The organism is Halorussus caseinilyticus, from assembly GCF_029338395.1.
GTDB classification, from domain to species: Archaea; Halobacteriota; Halobacteria; order Halobacteriales; family Haladaptataceae; genus Halorussus; species Halorussus caseinilyticus.
The window spans coordinates 1,209,899-1,226,147 of record NZ_CP119809.1 but is presented as its reverse complement, the minus strand read 5'-3'; the positions used below and the strand labels follow the sequence as shown (position 1 = coordinate 1,226,147).

The window sequence follows — 16,249 nt, the reverse complement described above, 5'->3', positions numbered from 1 at the left end:
CACCACACCTATAACCCAAGACGCATCGACAGCGAACTACCCGGCACCGACAGATACGGGAGGGGTCCGAGGTGAGTGAGTCCGCACCGCGGCGACTCGCCGACGACACCGACGCCGAGGACTCATCGACCGAGGCGACGGCCGACGACGACCCGACCGACGCAGAGACTTCCGATTCGGGCGTCGAAACCGGCGCGGGAGCGGTCGTCGCCGCGCTCGAACGCGCGGGGGCGGAGACGCTCTTCGGCGTGCAGGGCGGGGCCATCATGCCCGTCTACGACGCGCTGTACGACTCCGACCTCCGGCACGTCACGATGGCCCACGAACAGGCCGCGGCCCACGCCGCCGACGCCTACGGCATCGTCTCGGGCACGCCCGGCGTCTGTCTGGCAACGTCCGGACCGGGCGCGACGAACCTCACGACCGGCATCGCCGACGCCGACATGGACTCGGACCCGATGGTCGCGCTGACCGGACAGGTTCCGTCGAACTTCGTCGGCAACGACGCCTTCCAAGAGACCGACACCACCGGCCTGACCGCGCCCATCACGAAGACGAACTACTTCGCCCAGCACGCCGACGACGTGGGTAACACCGTCGGCGAAGCGTTCGCGCTGGCGAGCGAAGGCCGACCCGGACCGACGCTGGTAGACCTGCCGAAGGACGTGACGCTGGCGGAGACCGACGCCGAGGTCCGGGACGCGGAGACGCCCGACACGTATAATCCTCCGACCTCGGCCGACGACGAGTCGGTCCGGTCGGCCGCGCGAGCGCTCGAACACGCGGAGAAACCCGTCATCCTCGCGGGCGGCGGCGTCGTCAAGGGCGAGGCCAGCGACGAACTCCGGGCGTTCGCCCGCGAGTACGAGATTCCGGTCGCCACCTCGATGCCCGCGGTGGGCTGTTTCCCCGAGGACGACGAACTCGCGCTGGAGATGATGGGGATGCACGGCACCGGGTACGCGAACATGGCGACGACCCACTGCGACGTGCTGTTCGCGGTCGGATGCCGGTTCGACGACCGACTCACCGGCGGCGTCGATACGTTCGCGCCCGAGGCCGAAGTCGTCCACCTCGACATCGACCCCGCGGAAATCTCGAAGAACGTCTACGCCGACGTGCCCCTCGTCGGGGACGCCGCCACCGTCTTGGAGCAGTTGGACGCCGAGATGGACCGCGCGCCCGACGCCGAGGAGTGGCGCGACCAGTGCCAGCAGTGGAAAGACGAGTACCCGATGGACTACCGGACGCCCGACGACGAACCGCTCAAACCGCAGTTCGTCGTGGAGGCGCTGGACGAAGCGACCGGCGACGACGCCATCGTGACGACCGGGGTCGGCCAGCACCAGATGTGGGCCGTCCAGTATTGGACCTACAAGGAACCCCGGACGTGGGTGTCGAGTCACGGACTCGGAACGATGGGGTACGGCCTGCCCGCCGCAATCGGCGCGAAGATGGCCGCGCCCGACACGGAAGTCGTCAGCTTCGAAGGCGACGGCTCGTTCCTGATGACGATTCAGGAACTCGCGGTCGCGGTCCGCGAGAATCTGGACATCACCGTCGCGGTCCTCAACAACGAGTACATCGGGATGGTCCGCCAGTGGCAGGACGCCTTCTTCGACGGGCGGCGGGCGGCCTCCGAGTACTCGTGGTGCCCCGAGTTCGAGAAACTGGCCGAAGCGTTCGGCGCGCAGGGGTTCACCGTCTCGGACTACGACGAGGTGGCCGACACCGTGGAGGCGGCGATGGCCTACGACGGTCCCTCCGTCGTTGACTTCCGCATCGACCCCGCCGAGAACGTCTACCCGATGGTTCCCTCGGGCGGCGCGAACGGACAGTTCGCACTCTCGGAGGACCAACTATGAGTTCGGACGACGCCGGACTACAGGGTCCGTCCCCGCAGGAGCGACCCCAACCGCAGGGTCGCCGGAACGAACAGGGCGAGCGAATCGACACCGCCACCGACCCCGAACAGGACACCCGAACCGCCGAAGTCTCCGCGTTGGTCGAACACGAACCCGGCGTGCTGGCGAAGGTCTCGGGCCTGTTCTCCCGGCGGCAGTTCAACATCGAGAGCCTGACCGTCGGCCCGACGACGGTCGAGGGCCACGCCCGAATCACGCTGGTCGTCGAGGAGACCGACTCGGGCATCGAGCAGGTGAAGCGACAGGTCGAGAAACTGGTCCCGGTCATCGCGGTGGGCGAGTTGGGCGACGACGCGGTGTGCGCCGAGTTGGTCCTGCTGAAGGTCCGCGGCCAAGAACCCGACAAAGTTCACGCCATCACTCAGATGTACGAGGGCCAGACGCTCGACGCCGGACCCCGGACCATCACGGTCCAGATTACCGGCGACCAGCAGAAGATAGACGACGCGGTGGACGCCTTCCGGCAGTTCGGTATCATCGAAATCGCCCGGACCGGTCAGACCGCCCTCGCGCGCGGCGACACGCCCACGACGCCCGGCGAGTCGCCCGCCGCGTCCGCGGAGAGTACAGCGAACACCGAAGACAGAGATTCCACAGCAAACGATGACTGACGAATTCGACACCACGGTATACTACGACGACGACGCGGACAGCGCCTACGTCGAGGACGAGACGGTAGCAGTCCTCGGCTACGGAAGTCAGGGCCACGCACACGCCCAGAACCTCGCCGACAGCGGGGTGGAGGTAATCGTCGGCCTGAAGGAGGACTCGTCGTCGCGGGCGGCCGCCCGCGACGACGGACTCCGGGTGGCGACCCCGAAAGAGGCCGCGAGCGAAGCGACCATCGTCTCGGTCCTCGTGCCCGACACGGTTCAGCCAGCGGTGTACGCCGACATCGAGGACGAACTGGAGGCGGGCGACACCCTCCAGTTCGCACACGGGTTCAACGTCCACTACGGCCAAATCGAACCGCCCGAGGACGTGGACGTGACGATGATAGCGCCGAAGTCGCCGGGCCACCTCGTCCGGCGCAACTACGAGAGCGGCGAGGGCACGCCCGGCCTGCTGGCGGTGTATCAGGACGCGACGGGCGAGGCCAAGCAACAGGCCCTCGCGTACGGGCAGGCCATCGGGTGTACGCGCGCGGGCGTGGTCGAAACCACGTTCCGCGAGGAGACCGAGACCGACCTGTTCGGCGAGCAGGCCGTCCTCTGTGGCGGCGTCACCGAACTCATCAAGGCCGGATACGAGACGCTCGTTGACGCAGGGTACAGCCCCGAGATGGCCTACTTCGAGTGTCTGAACGAGATGAAACTCATCGTGGACCTCATGTACGAGGGCGGGATGGGCGCGATGTGGGACTCGGTGTCCGACACCGCCGAGTACGGCGGCCTGACCCGCGGCGAGATGGTCGTGGACGAGACGGCCCGCGAGAACATGGAGGAAGTCCTCGAAGCCGTCCAGAACGGCGAGTTCGCCCGCGAGTGGATTGCCGAGAATCAGGCCGGGCGGCCCTCCTACCGCCAGCGCCGCATCGCCGAGAAGAACCACGACGTAGAGGAAGTCGGCGAGCGCCTGCGCGACCTCTTCGCGTGGGCCGAGGACGAGGAACCGAGCGAGAACGACAGCGAGAAAGTGACAGCGGACGACTGACCCAATGACCCGAACCAACCGAACCGACGCGCCACCGGACGACCGAACGACCGACCGACGAACGACCCGAATGGGCGACGTGAGCCACACCCATCCGTACGCCGAGCAGGGTGCGCTCGACCGACTCTTCGAACGCGGGCCGGTCGTGGCCGCCGACGGCGGAGAGCGCGAGGCCTACGACCCCGAGGAAGACGACGAGAGCGAACGAGACCGGATGAAGGACGTGAACCACACGCCGCCCCACGGCGAGGGCGCGGACCGCGTGTTCGAACGCGGCGGCGAGCGAGTCGTCTCCGAGGAGTGAGCGGCGGGAAAACGATGCACGGAGGAACCGATTTTTCCGACGCGACGACGGGTAGCCGACGGCCCGTAGCGGCGCACACTCCGACCACGGCAGTATCTGTACGGATTAAAGAACGATATACAATGTTTAGAGAAACATTTTCGATGGTAACGGAACGGAATAGTTGTTCGAGAGCGACCGGCGGGAGGCGGTTCGCGTGAGCGAGCGCACCCTCTACGACAAGGTGTGGGACCGCCACAAGGTGACCGAACTCCCGACCGGACAGGACCAGTTGTTCGTTGGTCTCCACCTCGTCCACGAGGTGACGAGTCCCCAAGCCTTCGGGATGTTGCGCGAGCGCGATTTGGAAGTCGCCTACCCCGAGCGCACCCACGCCACCGTGGACCACATCGTCCCGACGGCGGACCGCGACCGACCCTACGAGGGCGCGGCCGAGGAGATGATGGCCGAACTGGAGGAGAACGTCCGCGAGGCGGGCATCGACTTCTCCAGTCCCGACACCGGCGACCAAGGCATCGTCCACGTCATCGGCCCGGAGCAGGGTCTGACCCAACCCGGCATGACAGTGGTCTGTGGCGACAGTCACACTTCGACCCACGGCGCGTTCGGCGCGCTGGCGTTCGGAATCGGGACCTCTCAGATTCGGGACGTGCTGGCGACCGGCACCGTGGCGATGGAGAAGAAAGACGTGCGCCGCATCCGCGTCACGGGCGAACTCGGCGAGTGCGTCGGGGCCAAGGACGTAATCCTCCAGATTATCCGCGAACTGGGCACCGACGGCGGCGTCGGCTACGTCTACGAGTACGCGGGCGAGGCAATCGAACGCCTCGACGTGGAGGGCCGAATGAGCATCTGCAACATGTCCATCGAGGGCGGCGCGCGGGCCGGATACGTCAACCCCGACGAGACGACCTTCGAGTGGCTAAAGGAGACCGACGCCTTCCGCGACGACCCCGAGAAGTTCGAGCGACTGAAGCCCTTCTGGGAGTCGGTCGCCTCGGACGACGACGCCGAGTACGACGACGAGGTAGTCGTAGACGGCGACGACCTCGAACCGATGGTGACGTGGGGCACCACGCCCGGACAGGGCGTCGGCGTCACGGAGCCGATTCCCGACCCCGCGGACCTGCCCGAAGACAAGCGCGAGACCGCCCGACGCGCCCAAGAACACATGGGCGTCGAACCGGGCGAGACGATGGCGGGCTACCCCATCGACGTGGCCTTCCTCGGGTCGTGTACCAACGCCCGCCTGCCGGACCTCCGGCGGGCCGCCCGCCTCGTCGCGGGTCGGGAGGTCCACGACGACGTGCGCGCGATGGTCGTCCCCGGAAGCCAGCGCGTGAAGGCCGCCGCCGAGGAGGAGGGACTGGACGAGGTGTTCGAGGACGCCGGGTTCGACTGGCGCGGCGCGGGGTGTTCGATGTGCCTCGGCATGAACGACGACCAACTGGAGGGCGAGGAGGCCAGCGCCTCCTCCTCGAACCGCAACTTCGTCGGGCGACAAGGGAGCAAGGACGGCAAGACGGTCCTGATGAACCCCCGGATGGTCGCCGCCGCCGCAATCGAGGGCGAAGTCACCGACGCGCGCGAACTGCCCGAGACCGACGTGGCCGACTCGGAGGTGGAGGCATGAGCGACGAAATCGAGACGGTCGAGTACGCCTCGGGCACCGGAATCCCGGTCCGGGGCAACGACGTGGACACCGACCAAATCATCCCCGCGCGGTTCATGAAGGTCGTGACCTTCGACGGTCTCGGCCAGTTCGCCTTCCACGACCAGCGATTCACCGAGGACGACGAACCCAAGGACCACCCCTTCAACGAGGACAAGTTCCGGGACGCCTCCGTGATGGTGGTCAACGCCAACTTCGGGTGCGGTTCCTCGCGCGAACACGCGCCCCAAGCGCTCGTCCGGTGGGGAATCGACGCCATCGTCGGCGAGAGCTTCGCCGAAATCTTCGCGGGCAACTGCCTTGCGCTCGGCGTGCCGACGGTCACGGCCGACCCCGAGGACGTAGAAACGCTCCAGCGCTACGTCGAGCAGAACCCCGACGCCGAAATCGAGGTCGACGTAGCTCAAGAGGAAGTTCGCTACGACGGACACACCATCGACGCGACGGTGGACGACGCCCAGCGGAAGGCGCTGGTCGAAGGCGTCTGGGACACCACGGCCCTGCTCAAATCGAACGCCGAGGCTGTCGCGGATACTGCCGCGGACCTGCCCTACGTGGAGGGAGCGGAATGACCGCCGACCCCGAGCGAATCGCGGTCGTTCCGGGCGACGGCATCGGCAACGAAGTCGTCCCCGCGGCCCGCGAAGTGCTGGAGGCGGTCGGCCCGGACTTCGAGTTCGTGGAGGCCGACGCGGGCGACGAGGTGAAAGCCGAGACCGGCGAGGCCCTCCCCGACGAGACGCGCGAACTCGCCGCCAACGCCGACGCTACGCTGTTCGGCGCGGCGGGCGAGACCGCGGCGGACGTAATCCTGCCTCTTCGGAGCGCGGTCGATTCGTTCGCCAACGTCCGGCCGGTCCGGGCCTACCCCGGTACGGACGCCCTTCACCCCGACACGGACCTCGTGTTCGTCCGCGAGAACACCGAAGGCGTCTACGCGGGCCACGAGGACGAGATTGCGCCCGGCGTAACCACGCTTACACGGGTCGTTACCGAGTCGGCTTCCGAGGAAATCGCGCGTTACGGCTTCGAGTACGCCGCGGAACGCGGAGAGCGCGTGACAATTGCTCACAAGGCCAACGTGATGCGGACCACCGACGGCCTGTTTCTGGAGACGGCCGAGTCGGTCGCCGACGAGTTCGACGTGGAGTACGACACCGCGCTGATGGACGCGCTGGCGATGCACCTCGTGATGCGCCCCGAGGAGTACGACGTGGTGGTCTGCCCGAACCTCGCGGGCGACGTGCTGTCGGACCTCGCGGCGGGTCTCGTCGGCGGTCTCGGTCTCCTGCCGAGCGCGAACGTCGGCGACGAGCGCGCGCTCTTCGAGCCGGTCCACGGCACCGCTCCCGACATCGCGGGCGAGGGCGTCGCCAACCCGAGCGCGACGATGCTCTCGGCCGCGATGCTGTTGGAGTATCTGGGCTACGACGACGCTGGCGAGCGCGTCCGCTCGGCCGTGAAAGCCACGCTGGAGTCCGGACCGCACACGCCGGACCTCGGCGGCGACGCCACGACCAGAGACGTGACCGACGCGGTTCTGACGAAACTGTAACGCCCCGAGAAGTCCGAGAATCTATCCGAAGGGTTATCGAAGCGGTTCGCGCCCGCCGATGAGGTTCGTCGTGTCTACCTCGTCGGCGCGCGCACCTCCTTTCTTGACCTCCGTCGCGGTCATGCACTCCAGACAGCCGAAGACCTCGTTGTGGTTGTTTCCGAAGACGCGAGCGAAGTCCCGCGTGACGAAAGAGCCACAGCTCTGGCATCGGTTCTCGGCCATCGTGTCGTCGCCGTTGGTGAGTCTGTTGTCGGTTGTGGTCATGTCTGCGCGATAGATACACACAATCCTATCCACTTTGTTATCCAGTACCTACACCCCCGTAATCAACCATTAGCGGACCCAGTAACCGGGTATTACGGGATTCCTCACCCGCGGACCGATTCCGAAAGCGTACCCCTAATTTAAGATGACGGGGTGAGAATCCTGTCTGGTCCCGTTCGTGAGGCCGCCTAAACGCCCCGGAGAGGTACCAGAGCGACGACGAAGCGTCGGGTCGAACCCCGATAATCGCGCCGTACTCACGTTCTCACGCCCGTTAGCCCGGCCGCGGGCGCGAGCGAGAGCGGGCACTGCGCAAACGGGCACGCGCGCCTTCCCGTGCTCCCGTCGTCCGTTTCGCCGGAGCTAACGATTTCCTATTCGGTCGAAACGGTTGGCGACCGGTTATTCTCGACCGACGGCGAGCGCAAAAGACTCTCCAGACGCGAACGCCGCCGCGTCGAGCGAGCGAACGCGAACAGACAACCTTTTAGGCCTGCCTAAACCACGACGAACTAACGAATGACCGCGAACGAGGACATCTGCGTCGTCGTCCCGACGATTCGGGAGTACGACTGCATGCGGGCCTACTTCGAGAACGCCCGCGAACACGGCTTCGACTTGGACCGACTTCACGTCTTGCTCGTCACCGAGGACTTCTGTGACACCGACGAGATGCGCGAGATGCTGGCCGACGAGGGCGTCTCGGGCGAGGTGTTCGACGGGAGTCGGCGCGAACAGTGGTACGACGACCACGGCATCGCGGAGTACGACCACCTCGTGCCCGCCGCGAGTCACGCCGAGACGAGTTTCGGCCTGCTCTACCTCTGGGCCAACGACTTCGACTACGGTTTCTTCGTGGACGACGACACCCTGCCCCACGAGGACTTCGACTTCTTCGGTCGGCACCTCGCCAACCTCGGCTTCTCGGGAGAAATCGAAGAAGTCGCCTCCGACGAGAACTGGGTCAACGTTCTCTACCAAAACGTCGAGGAACACGGACTCTACCCGCGGGGCTACCCCTACTCGGCGATGGACGAGGCGGTCGAAACCGACACCGCCGAAGTCTCCGACGTGGTGGCCTCTCAGGGCCTGTGGACCAACGTGCCGGACCTCGATGCGGTCCGCATCCTGATGGACGGCGACCTGCAGGGGCAGGCCCAGACCCGAACCTCGACCGACGACTACACCGGCGACTTCGTGGCCGCCGACGGCAACTACCTCACCGTCTGCTCGATGAACCTCGCGTTCGAGCGCGAAGTCGTCCCGGCGTTCTACCAGCTCCCGATGGACGACAACGAGTGGGACGTGGGCCGGTTCGACGACATCTGGTCGGGCGTGTTCCTCAAGCGCGCCTGCGACGTGCTGGGCAAACACATCTACAACGGCTACCCCCTCTGCGAACACAACAAGGCCCCGCGCTCTACGTTCGGCGACCTGAACAACGAGGTGCCGGGTCTCGAACTCAACGAACACCTCTGGGAAATCGTAGACGACGTGGGTGGAGACGCGACCACCTACGCGGGCGTCTTCGAGGCGGTGGCCCGCGAACTCGCCGACGGCGACTTCGAGCAGTACGAAAACGGGGAGTTCTTCAACTACGTCGGCGAGTACATGCTCGATTGGCTCTCGGCGCTCGACGAACTCGAATCGCTCCAGACGACCCCGACTCCGGCCGACGACTGAGACGCCGCGCCGACGGCCGAATCGGTAGGTATAAGACTTTTAGGGCAACCTAATTTCAAACATGAACGAGCGTCGCGGATGGACACGTCGTCGGCTTCTCGCGTCGGGTGCGGTCGGCGCAGTAGCCGGACTGTCCGGTTGTCTCAGCCAGTTTACCCAACAGGAAGAGAGCGGTTCTGACCTCACCATCTCGGACTTCCGCGGGTCCGGTCCGCTGGTCGAGTCGCGGTCCGCGCCCGGCGGCACCTCGATGGACGACCTGCCGGACCTCGACGGCACCCTGAACGTCTATCTCGGCGGCGGGGAGGGCGGTCTCTACGAGAATCTAGTCCGACTCATGGAGAGAAAGTACCCCAACTTCACCGCCAAGGTCAGGATGGCCCCCTCGACCCAACTGGCGAACGAAATCATCGAAGTCGAGAAGGGCGGCGAGAGTCCGGCCGACGTGTTCTGGTCCATCGACTCCACGTCGCTCGGACTCGTCGCCGACGCCGGAATTACCGCGAAACTCCCCGAGCGCGTCGTAAAACCGGTTCCGAACGGCTTCCGCGACGGCGACCGTTCGTGGGTCGGGGTCGCCGGGCGCGCGCGGTCGATTCCGTACAACACCGACGAATTCTCGGAGTCCGACATCCCGAACAAAGTCCAGCAGTTCACACAGAACTCCGGTCTGCAGGGCGCGATGGGGTGGGCACCCACCTACGGCGCGTTCAAGTCGTTCGTCACCGCGATGCGCCTGCTCGAAGGTCCCGAGAAGACCAAACAGTGGCTCCGCGGGATGCAAGACCAGAACGTCTCGCGGTACTCCGACGAGTTTCAGGTGTCAAACGCCGTCGCCGACGGCGAGATTACGGCCGGATTCGCCAACCACTACTACGCGCTCCGGGTCATCGCGTCCCGAGAGGACGCCCCCATCGACCTCGCGTTCACGAAGAACGACGCGGGCGCGCTTGTCAACGTCTCGGGGTGCGAAATCATCAAGGGCACCGACCAGAAGGAACTGGCGGCCGACTTCGTTCGACACCTGCTCTCGGCGGAGGCCCAAGAGTTCTTCGCCACGACGACGTTCGCGTACCCGACGGTGCCCGAGGTATCGCCGGTGGGTCCGCTCCCGACCGTGGACGAACTCGAACCGCCGGAAATCGACCTCTCGAAGCTCTCGAACCTCGAACCGACTCTGAAGCTGATGCGCGAGGTGGGGGTACTGTAGCGGATGGCGACGAGTGACCGCATCCGAAACGCGACCGCGAAACTCGGCGGCGACGACTCGTCGCCGCCGGTCTCGCTGGTCCTGCTGGCGGGGTCGGTCGCGGCGGCGGTCGCATTCCCGGTGGTATGGTTGGTTCTGCGGTCGCTCGAAATCGGCTTCCAGCAAGCGATTGACCTGCTCTTTCAGCCTTCGACGCTCGAAGTCGTCACCAACAGCGTCCTCCTCGTCGGGGGCGTCACCGTCGGGTCGGTCCTCGTCGGCGTTCCGCTCGCCGTCCTCACGGTCCAGACGGACCTGCCGTTTCGCCGGTTCTGGACCGTCGCGGTGTCGCTCCCGCTGGTCGTGCCGAGTTACATCGGCGCGTTCGCGTTCGTCTCGGCGTTCGGACCCCACGGGGTCCTCTCGGACCTGCTCGCTCCCCTCGGCGTCGAGTCGATTCCGACGATTTACGGCTTCGAGGGTGCGACGTTAGTGCTAACGCTGTTTACGTACCCTTACGTCTTCCTGACGACGCGGGCCGCGCTCCTCTCGTTCGACGGGACGCTGATGGAGGCCGCCCGGACGCTGAACCACGGCCGGTGGTCCGCGTTCCGGCGAGTGACTCTGCCCCAAATCGCGCCGGGCATCGCGGCCGGAAGCCTGCTGGTCGCGCTCTACGCGCTCTCGGACTTCGGCACGCCCGCCATCATGCACTTCGAGGTGTTCACACAGCAGATTTACGTGACGATGTGGGAACCGAACTACGCGGCCCTGCTGTCGCTCCAACTGCTCGCGTTCGCCGCGGTCATCCTCGCGCTCGAAAATCGTCTCTCCGAGAGCGAGGACGGTGCCCACGTCTCGCGCGGGTCGGGGTCGGTCCGCATCTCGCTGGGCGCGTGGAAGGTTCCGGCGCTACTGTTCTGTGCGCTGGTCGTCGTGCTGTGTCTGGTCGTCCCGGTCGGCATCCTCTTCATGTGGCTGACCCGGAGCGGCCCGGCCTACACCGGCGGCGGGTTCGACTTCCAGTTGGTCTACGGCCTGAACTCGGTGTGGGTCGCGGTGCTGGCGGCGCTGGCCGCGACCCTCGGGGCGCTTCCCGTGGCGTACTTCTCGGGGCGGTCGGACTCCCGACTCGCCACGCTGTTCGAGCGAGTCAGCTACGTCGGGTACGCGACTCCCGGCGTCGTCCTCGGTCTCGCGCTGGTCTACTTCGCGTCGTCGAACGCGCCCGCGCTCTACCAGACGATTCCGCTGTTGGTGTTCGCCTACGTCGTCCGGTTCCTCCCGCAGGCGGTCGGCGCGGTCCAGTCGTCGGTCCTACAGGTGGACCCCAAACTCACCGAGGCCGCCCGGACGCTCGGCGAGTCGCCGAGCGCGGCGTTCCGCCGGGTGACGCTCCCGCTGGTCCGTCCGGGCGTGGTCGCTGGCGCGGCGCTGGTCTTCCTGACGACGATGAAGGAACTGCCCGCGACCCTGCTGGTCCGTCCGACAGGTTTTGAAACCCTCGTCACGTACATCTGGCGAGTACAAGACGCCGGGTACTTCGGACAGGCCGCGGTTCCGGCGCTGGTCCTCGTGGGCGTCTCCGCGCTCTCGATGCTCGTCCTCCTCAAGCAGGACGGCAGTCTCGTGCGACAAGAAGGAGGAAAAGATGCCTAAGGGAACGATGTCTAGTCAACCCATACACGACGACTCCGAAACGATGGACGTACCCGAATCAGAATCCATGGCGGCGACCGCACCGAGACGCGAGAGCGACGACTCCGCCGACGCCGGGACGGTGCTGGAACTCGACGGCGTGGTCAAGGAGTACGCCGCCGAGACCGCGGTGGACTCGCTGTCGCTATCGGTCCGGGAGGGCGAACTGCTCACCCTGCTCGGACCCTCCGGGTGCGGCAAGACCACGACGCTCCGGATGATGGCCGGTCTCGAACGACCCGACGGCGGTGAGGTCCGACTCGGCGGCGAGGTGGTCTCGGACACGAGCAATCACGTCGAACCCGAGAACCGCGACGTTGGTCTCGTCTTTCAGGACTTCGCGCTGTTCCCACACCTCAGCGTGGGCCAGAACGTCGCGTTCGGTCTCACGGACGCCGACGAGACCGAGACCGAACGCCGCGTGACCGAGTTGCTGGACCTCGTGAACCTCGCGGGCCACCGCGAGGCCAAACCCGACGAACTGTCCGGCGGCCAGCAACAGCGCGTCGCGCTCGCTCGGTCGCTCGCGCCCGAACCCGACATCCTCCTGTTAGACGAACCCTTCTCGAATCTCGACGTGCGCCTTCGGGTCGAGATGCGCGAGGAGGTTCGCCAGATTCTGAAGGAAGCGGGCGTGACGGCGGTGTCGGTCACGCACGACCAAGAGGAGGCACTCTCCATCTCCGACCGCGTGGCCGTGATGAACGACGGCCGGATGGAGCAGGTCGGTACGCCCGAGAGCGTCTTCGAGCATCCCGAATCCCGGTTCGTCGCGTCGTTCCTCGGACAGGCCGGGTTCCTCTCGGCGTGGTACGAGGAGGGGACGGTCGTGACGCCCATCGGCAACTTCGCGCCCCAGCGACTCAACGGCCTGACGACCGAGTACGCGGGCACCGACCTCGACGTGTTGGTCCGGCCCGACGACCTCCGGGCGACGGTCGTAGACGAGTCGGAGGCCGACGGCCATATCATCCACCGCCAGTACACCGGCCCGTCGTTCGTCTACCGGGTCGAACTCGACAACGGCGACATGGTTCACTGCCAACACAACCACGTCAAGGAACTCGACATCGGCAAACCGGTCCGGGTCGAGTTGGACGCCGACCACACGCTGGCGTGGTACCCGCCGAAGGAGGGCGAGGAGTCGATTACCGAGCGAGTCTCCCAGTCGGCGTGACTCGATGAATCGCCGCCGGTTCCGTCTCTTCTCGGCGATGCTGGCCGCGTTCGCCGGGGTCGTCGTCTTCCTCGTCGCTACCAAACTGTTTCCGTACCACACGACCAACCACGACGAGGCGGTCTACCTCCAGCAGGCCGCGATGCTTCTGGAGGGTCAGCTATCGCTGTACCCGCCGGTCCCCGACTCGTTCCGGCCGTGGTTCTTCGTCCGGGACGGAGGTCGCCTCTACCCGAAGTACGCGCCGGTCCCCGCCGCGACGTTCGCGGTCGGAAAGCTACTCGGTAACGCTCGCCTCTCGCTCGCGCTGGTCGGGGCGGGAAGCGTGGCGCTGACCGCCGCGATTGCGTCGGAAGCGTTCGACCGGCGGACCGGCCTGCTGGCGGGCGTCTTTCTGCTCGCCTCGCCGCTGTTTCTGGTGGACTCGTCGGTGTTCCTCCCGTACGCGACGACGACGTTCTGGAACCTGCTTTTCGCGTTCGCCTACGTCCGGTCGGCCCGACGCTCGCGCACGCCCGACCCGTCTGCGCGTCCCGCGGGCGAGAGCGCCCGCGGGACGCGCGGGGCGCACGGCTACGCCCTGCTCGCCGGTCTCGCAATCGGCGTGGCGTTCTTCGCGCGACCCTACACCGCGGTCCTGTTCGCGGCCCCGTTCATCGCCCACGCGCTCTACTCGCTGTGGACCGGTCCCTCCGCGACTCGGTTGACTCGGCTCTCGCTGACCGCGCTCGGCGGGTTGGCCGGGGTAACGACGGCACTGGCGTACAACGCCGCGATGACCGGCTCGCCGTGGGTGTTCCCCTACGCCGCGTTCGCGCCCCAAGACGGACTCGGGTTCGGCCACCGCGAGATTCTGGGCTACGCCCGCGACTACACCCCGGAGCTGGCGCTCCGGGCCAACGCCGAAGTGGTCTCGCTGTTGTTTACCCAGTGGGTAGTCGGCGGGCCTGTCGGCACCCTGCTCGCGGCGGTGGGCGTCGGCGCGTTCCTGCGGCGCGCGGGTTTCCGGCCCGCAGACTGGTCGGCCGAGTTCACCGACGCGCAGTTGCGGGCCGTCCTCGCGGGTCTGTTCGTCTCGGTGGTCGCGGGCAACGTCTTCTTTTGGGGCAACCTCAACGTCCTCGGGTCGCTGGCGAACCCCGACGACGGACTCGTCTCGACGCTCGGGCCGTACTACCACTTCGACCTGCTCGTTCCGACCGCGGCGTTCGCGGCGCGCGGGGCGCTCCTCGGGGTTGGCCGGGTGCGGGCGCTCGCGAGCGAGCGCACGCCGCGCTCCCGGCAGGTCGCGGTCGGCGTGGCGCTGGCGGGTGCGCTCGTCCTCGCGGGCGCGACGGCGGGCGTCCTCGCACCGACGATTTCGGAGAACGCCCGGATTACCGACGAGTACGAGCGGGCGTATCAGCCATTCGAGGAGCGGGACCTCTCGGACGCCGTGGTCTTCCTGCCGACGCCGTACGGCGACTGGCTCAGCCACCCGTTCCAGCACCTCCGGAACGACCCCGGATTCGACGGCGAGACGGTCTACGCGCTGTCGGACGGGCCGGACGACTTCGAGGTGGCCGCGGCGTACCCGAACCGGACGTACTACCGCTACGTCTACCGCGGCGAGTGGATGCCCTACGGCGGCGAGTCGGTGGACCCGGCGCTCCAGCGAGTCCGCGTGGTCCGCGGCGAGCGCGTCTCGGTAGACGCTTCGTTGGCGGTGCCGGAGTACGCCCGCGGCGTGTCGGCCCGCGTCTCGGCCGACGGCGGGTCGGCCTACTACGCGGTCGAAGGCACGCCAGCGAACCTCTCGCTCGACCTTCGGGTGGCGAACGGGACGGCCCGACTCGCCGGGCGGGGCGTCGGTCCGGTCGGCGAGAACGCCACGGTCCCGGTCGGGCGCGAGGACGAGGTGGTCGTGCAGGTGTTCGTCAGCGAGGGCGCGACCGGCTTTTCCTACCGACTGGAACTCCCGGTCCGGCGCGCGAACGGGTCGGTCGCCGCGCTCTCGCCCGCCAGAGAGGTGTGTCTGGTCGCGCGCAACTGCAACGGCGCGGCGGCCTACGTTCCGGGGTCGGTGCCCGAGCGCGTCGGGATGGAGACGACGCTCCGGGCGAACGGGTCGGTGGACGAGCGCGGAAACGAGACCGCTCGGACTTCTCCGGACGGTCCACGGGGTTTCGACGGTCGTCACCGACCGACGCGGCTTCGATAGACGTGACTAACCACCCGGCGCGCGGGGGTGCGACCGCGAAGCGTGTCGCACCCGTCCGCGCGAGGGAGGCCGCGGACGCGGCCGCCGAGGTTGGGGAGGCGTGAGGCCCGCGGTGGTGGTGGTGCGCGGTGCTGTGCGGTCGCTCCCCCGGCCGCACTAGAACCTCACCCCGCGCTCTCAGACCGACCCTCCGACGCCGGACCGTCCGACCCTCCGACGCCGGACCGAAACGGCGAAACGAGTTCGCGGAGAACCGACGCCTCGATGACCGACCCCGACTCGCTCGCCGACCGGGACGACGTGCCGAGAAGCGCGGAGACGGTTCACCTCGACGCCGAGGAGTTCGAGACCGTGTGCCGACACGTCGAGGCGGGCCGGGACCGCTGGGTGGGTGCGTTCGTCCGCGACGACACCGACGCCGCCGACGAAAGCCGAATCGTCCTCGTCCGAAATCGCTGGGGCGACGGCTGGGTGCTTCCCGGCGGGACCGTCGAACTCGGCGAGACGCTCCGCGAGGCGGTGGTCCGCGAGGTCCGCGAAGAGACGGGTCTGGACGCGACCGTCGAGCGTCCGCTGGAGGTGGTCGAACAGACGTTCGAGTCCGACGGGTCGGCCGCGTCGGGCCGCTTCGTCGTGTTCGAGGCCCGCGCGAGCGACACCGAACTCGGCGACGACCTCGGCGTGGACGCCGACGAGATAGCCGACGCCGCGTGGTTCGACGCCGTGCCCGACGAGAGCGAGCAGGCCGGTCTGCTGACTCGTCACTTCTGACACCCGGCGGTGTCGGACGTGGAGCGTTGTTCTTTAGAAATCAAATCCATTCCAAAAGAAATATTTTCGATTGCTTTAGCAACGTCCCTATATTCGACGGTTGGCTCGGCCCTCGCGGGCTACCCGGACTGACGGTCTCCGACCCCGACTTCCGG

General features: G+C 67.1%; 14 protein-coding genes. 13 read left to right on the top strand and 1 reads right to left on the bottom strand.

All coding sequences use genetic code 11. The annotated features are described in order from the left end of the window. Positions 1–71: 71 nt before the first annotated feature. The 7 genes from ilvB to P2T60_RS06170 all read left to right on the top strand — a co-directional run bounded on the left by ilvB (position 72) and on the right by P2T60_RS06170 (position 7,109). The gene (gene ilvB / locus P2T60_RS06200) at positions 72–1,865 is read left to right on the top strand and encodes a biosynthetic-type acetolactate synthase large subunit (protein WP_276281683.1); all 1,794 of its coding nucleotides are present in this window, start codon (positions 72–74) and stop codon (positions 1,863–1,865) included. Continuing rightward, on the top strand, positions 1,862–2,536 hold the full coding sequence (gene ilvN / locus P2T60_RS06195; protein ID WP_276281682.1) for an acetolactate synthase small subunit: 675 nt from the start codon (positions 1,862–1,864) through the stop codon (positions 2,534–2,536). The genes ilvB and ilvN overlap by 4 nt, the downstream gene beginning before the upstream one ends. Beyond that, a complete protein-coding gene (gene ilvC / locus P2T60_RS06190; RefSeq protein WP_276281681.1) occupies positions 2,529–3,578 on the top strand; it encodes a ketol-acid reductoisomerase in 1,050 nt (349 codons plus the stop codon). The genes ilvN and ilvC overlap by 8 nt, the downstream gene beginning before the upstream one ends. 4 nt (positions 3,579–3,582) lie before the next feature. After that, positions 3,583–3,882: a DUF7989 family protein gene (locus P2T60_RS06185; RefSeq protein ID WP_276281680.1), complete on the top strand. Its 300-nt coding sequence runs from the start codon at positions 3,583–3,585 to the stop codon at positions 3,880–3,882. Between the two features lie 196 nt (positions 3,883–4,078). Continuing rightward, the gene (leuC, locus tag P2T60_RS06180) at positions 4,079–5,515 is read left to right on the top strand and encodes a 3-isopropylmalate dehydratase large subunit (protein WP_276282179.1); all 1,437 of its coding nucleotides are present in this window, start codon (positions 4,079–4,081) and stop codon (positions 5,513–5,515) included. Beyond that, positions 5,512–6,126: a 3-isopropylmalate dehydratase small subunit gene (gene leuD / locus P2T60_RS06175; RefSeq protein WP_276281679.1), complete on the top strand. Its 615-nt coding sequence runs from the start codon at positions 5,512–5,514 to the stop codon at positions 6,124–6,126. Before leuC ends, leuD begins: the two co-directional genes overlap by 4 nt. Next, positions 6,123–7,109 carry an isocitrate/isopropylmalate dehydrogenase family protein gene (locus P2T60_RS06170; protein ID WP_276281678.1) on the top strand — a complete coding sequence of 329 codons (987 nt, stop codon included), beginning with the start codon at positions 6,123–6,125 and terminating at the stop codon, positions 7,107–7,109. Before leuD ends, P2T60_RS06170 begins: the two co-directional genes overlap by 4 nt. Positions 7,110–7,142: 33 nt before the next feature. Here P2T60_RS06170 and P2T60_RS06165 read toward each other — a convergent pair whose 3' ends face one another. Beyond that, a complete protein-coding gene (locus P2T60_RS06165) occupies positions 7,143–7,376 on the bottom strand; it encodes a DUF7563 family protein (RefSeq protein WP_115863977.1) in 234 nt (77 codons plus the stop codon). A 519-nt stretch (positions 7,377–7,895) separates the two neighbouring features. Between P2T60_RS06165 and P2T60_RS06160 the strand changes: the two genes are divergently transcribed. The 6 genes from P2T60_RS06160 (at position 7,896) to P2T60_RS06135 (ending at position 16,094) form a co-directional block, all read left to right on the top strand. Continuing rightward, positions 7,896–9,059 (top strand): alpha-1 4-glucan-protein synthase, encoded by a 1,164-nt coding sequence (locus P2T60_RS06160; RefSeq protein ID WP_276281677.1) that lies wholly within the window; start codon positions 7,896–7,898, stop codon positions 9,057–9,059. A 61-nt stretch (positions 9,060–9,120) separates the two neighbouring features. Next, positions 9,121–10,269: an extracellular solute-binding protein gene (locus tag P2T60_RS06155; protein WP_276281676.1), complete on the top strand. Its 1,149-nt coding sequence runs from the start codon at positions 9,121–9,123 to the stop codon at positions 10,267–10,269. A gap of 3 nt (positions 10,270–10,272) precedes the next feature. Continuing rightward, positions 10,273–11,907: an ABC transporter permease gene (locus tag P2T60_RS06150; RefSeq protein WP_276281675.1), complete on the top strand. Its 1,635-nt coding sequence runs from the start codon at positions 10,273–10,275 to the stop codon at positions 11,905–11,907. Then, entirely contained in the window at positions 11,900–13,123 is a 1,224-nt protein-coding gene (locus tag P2T60_RS06145; protein ID WP_420028703.1) for an ABC transporter ATP-binding protein, read from the top strand. Before P2T60_RS06150 ends, P2T60_RS06145 begins: the two co-directional genes overlap by 8 nt. A 4-nt stretch (positions 13,124–13,127) precedes the next feature. Further along, complete coding sequence (locus P2T60_RS06140) at positions 13,128–15,323, top strand: DUF7846 domain-containing protein (RefSeq protein ID WP_276281674.1); 2,196 nt, start codon at positions 13,128–13,130, stop codon at positions 15,321–15,323. Between the two features lie 264 nt (positions 15,324–15,587). Beyond that, positions 15,588–16,094: an NUDIX hydrolase gene (locus P2T60_RS06135; protein ID WP_276281673.1), complete on the top strand. Its 507-nt coding sequence runs from the start codon at positions 15,588–15,590 to the stop codon at positions 16,092–16,094. The last annotated feature ends 155 nt before the right edge of the window (positions 16,095–16,249 follow it).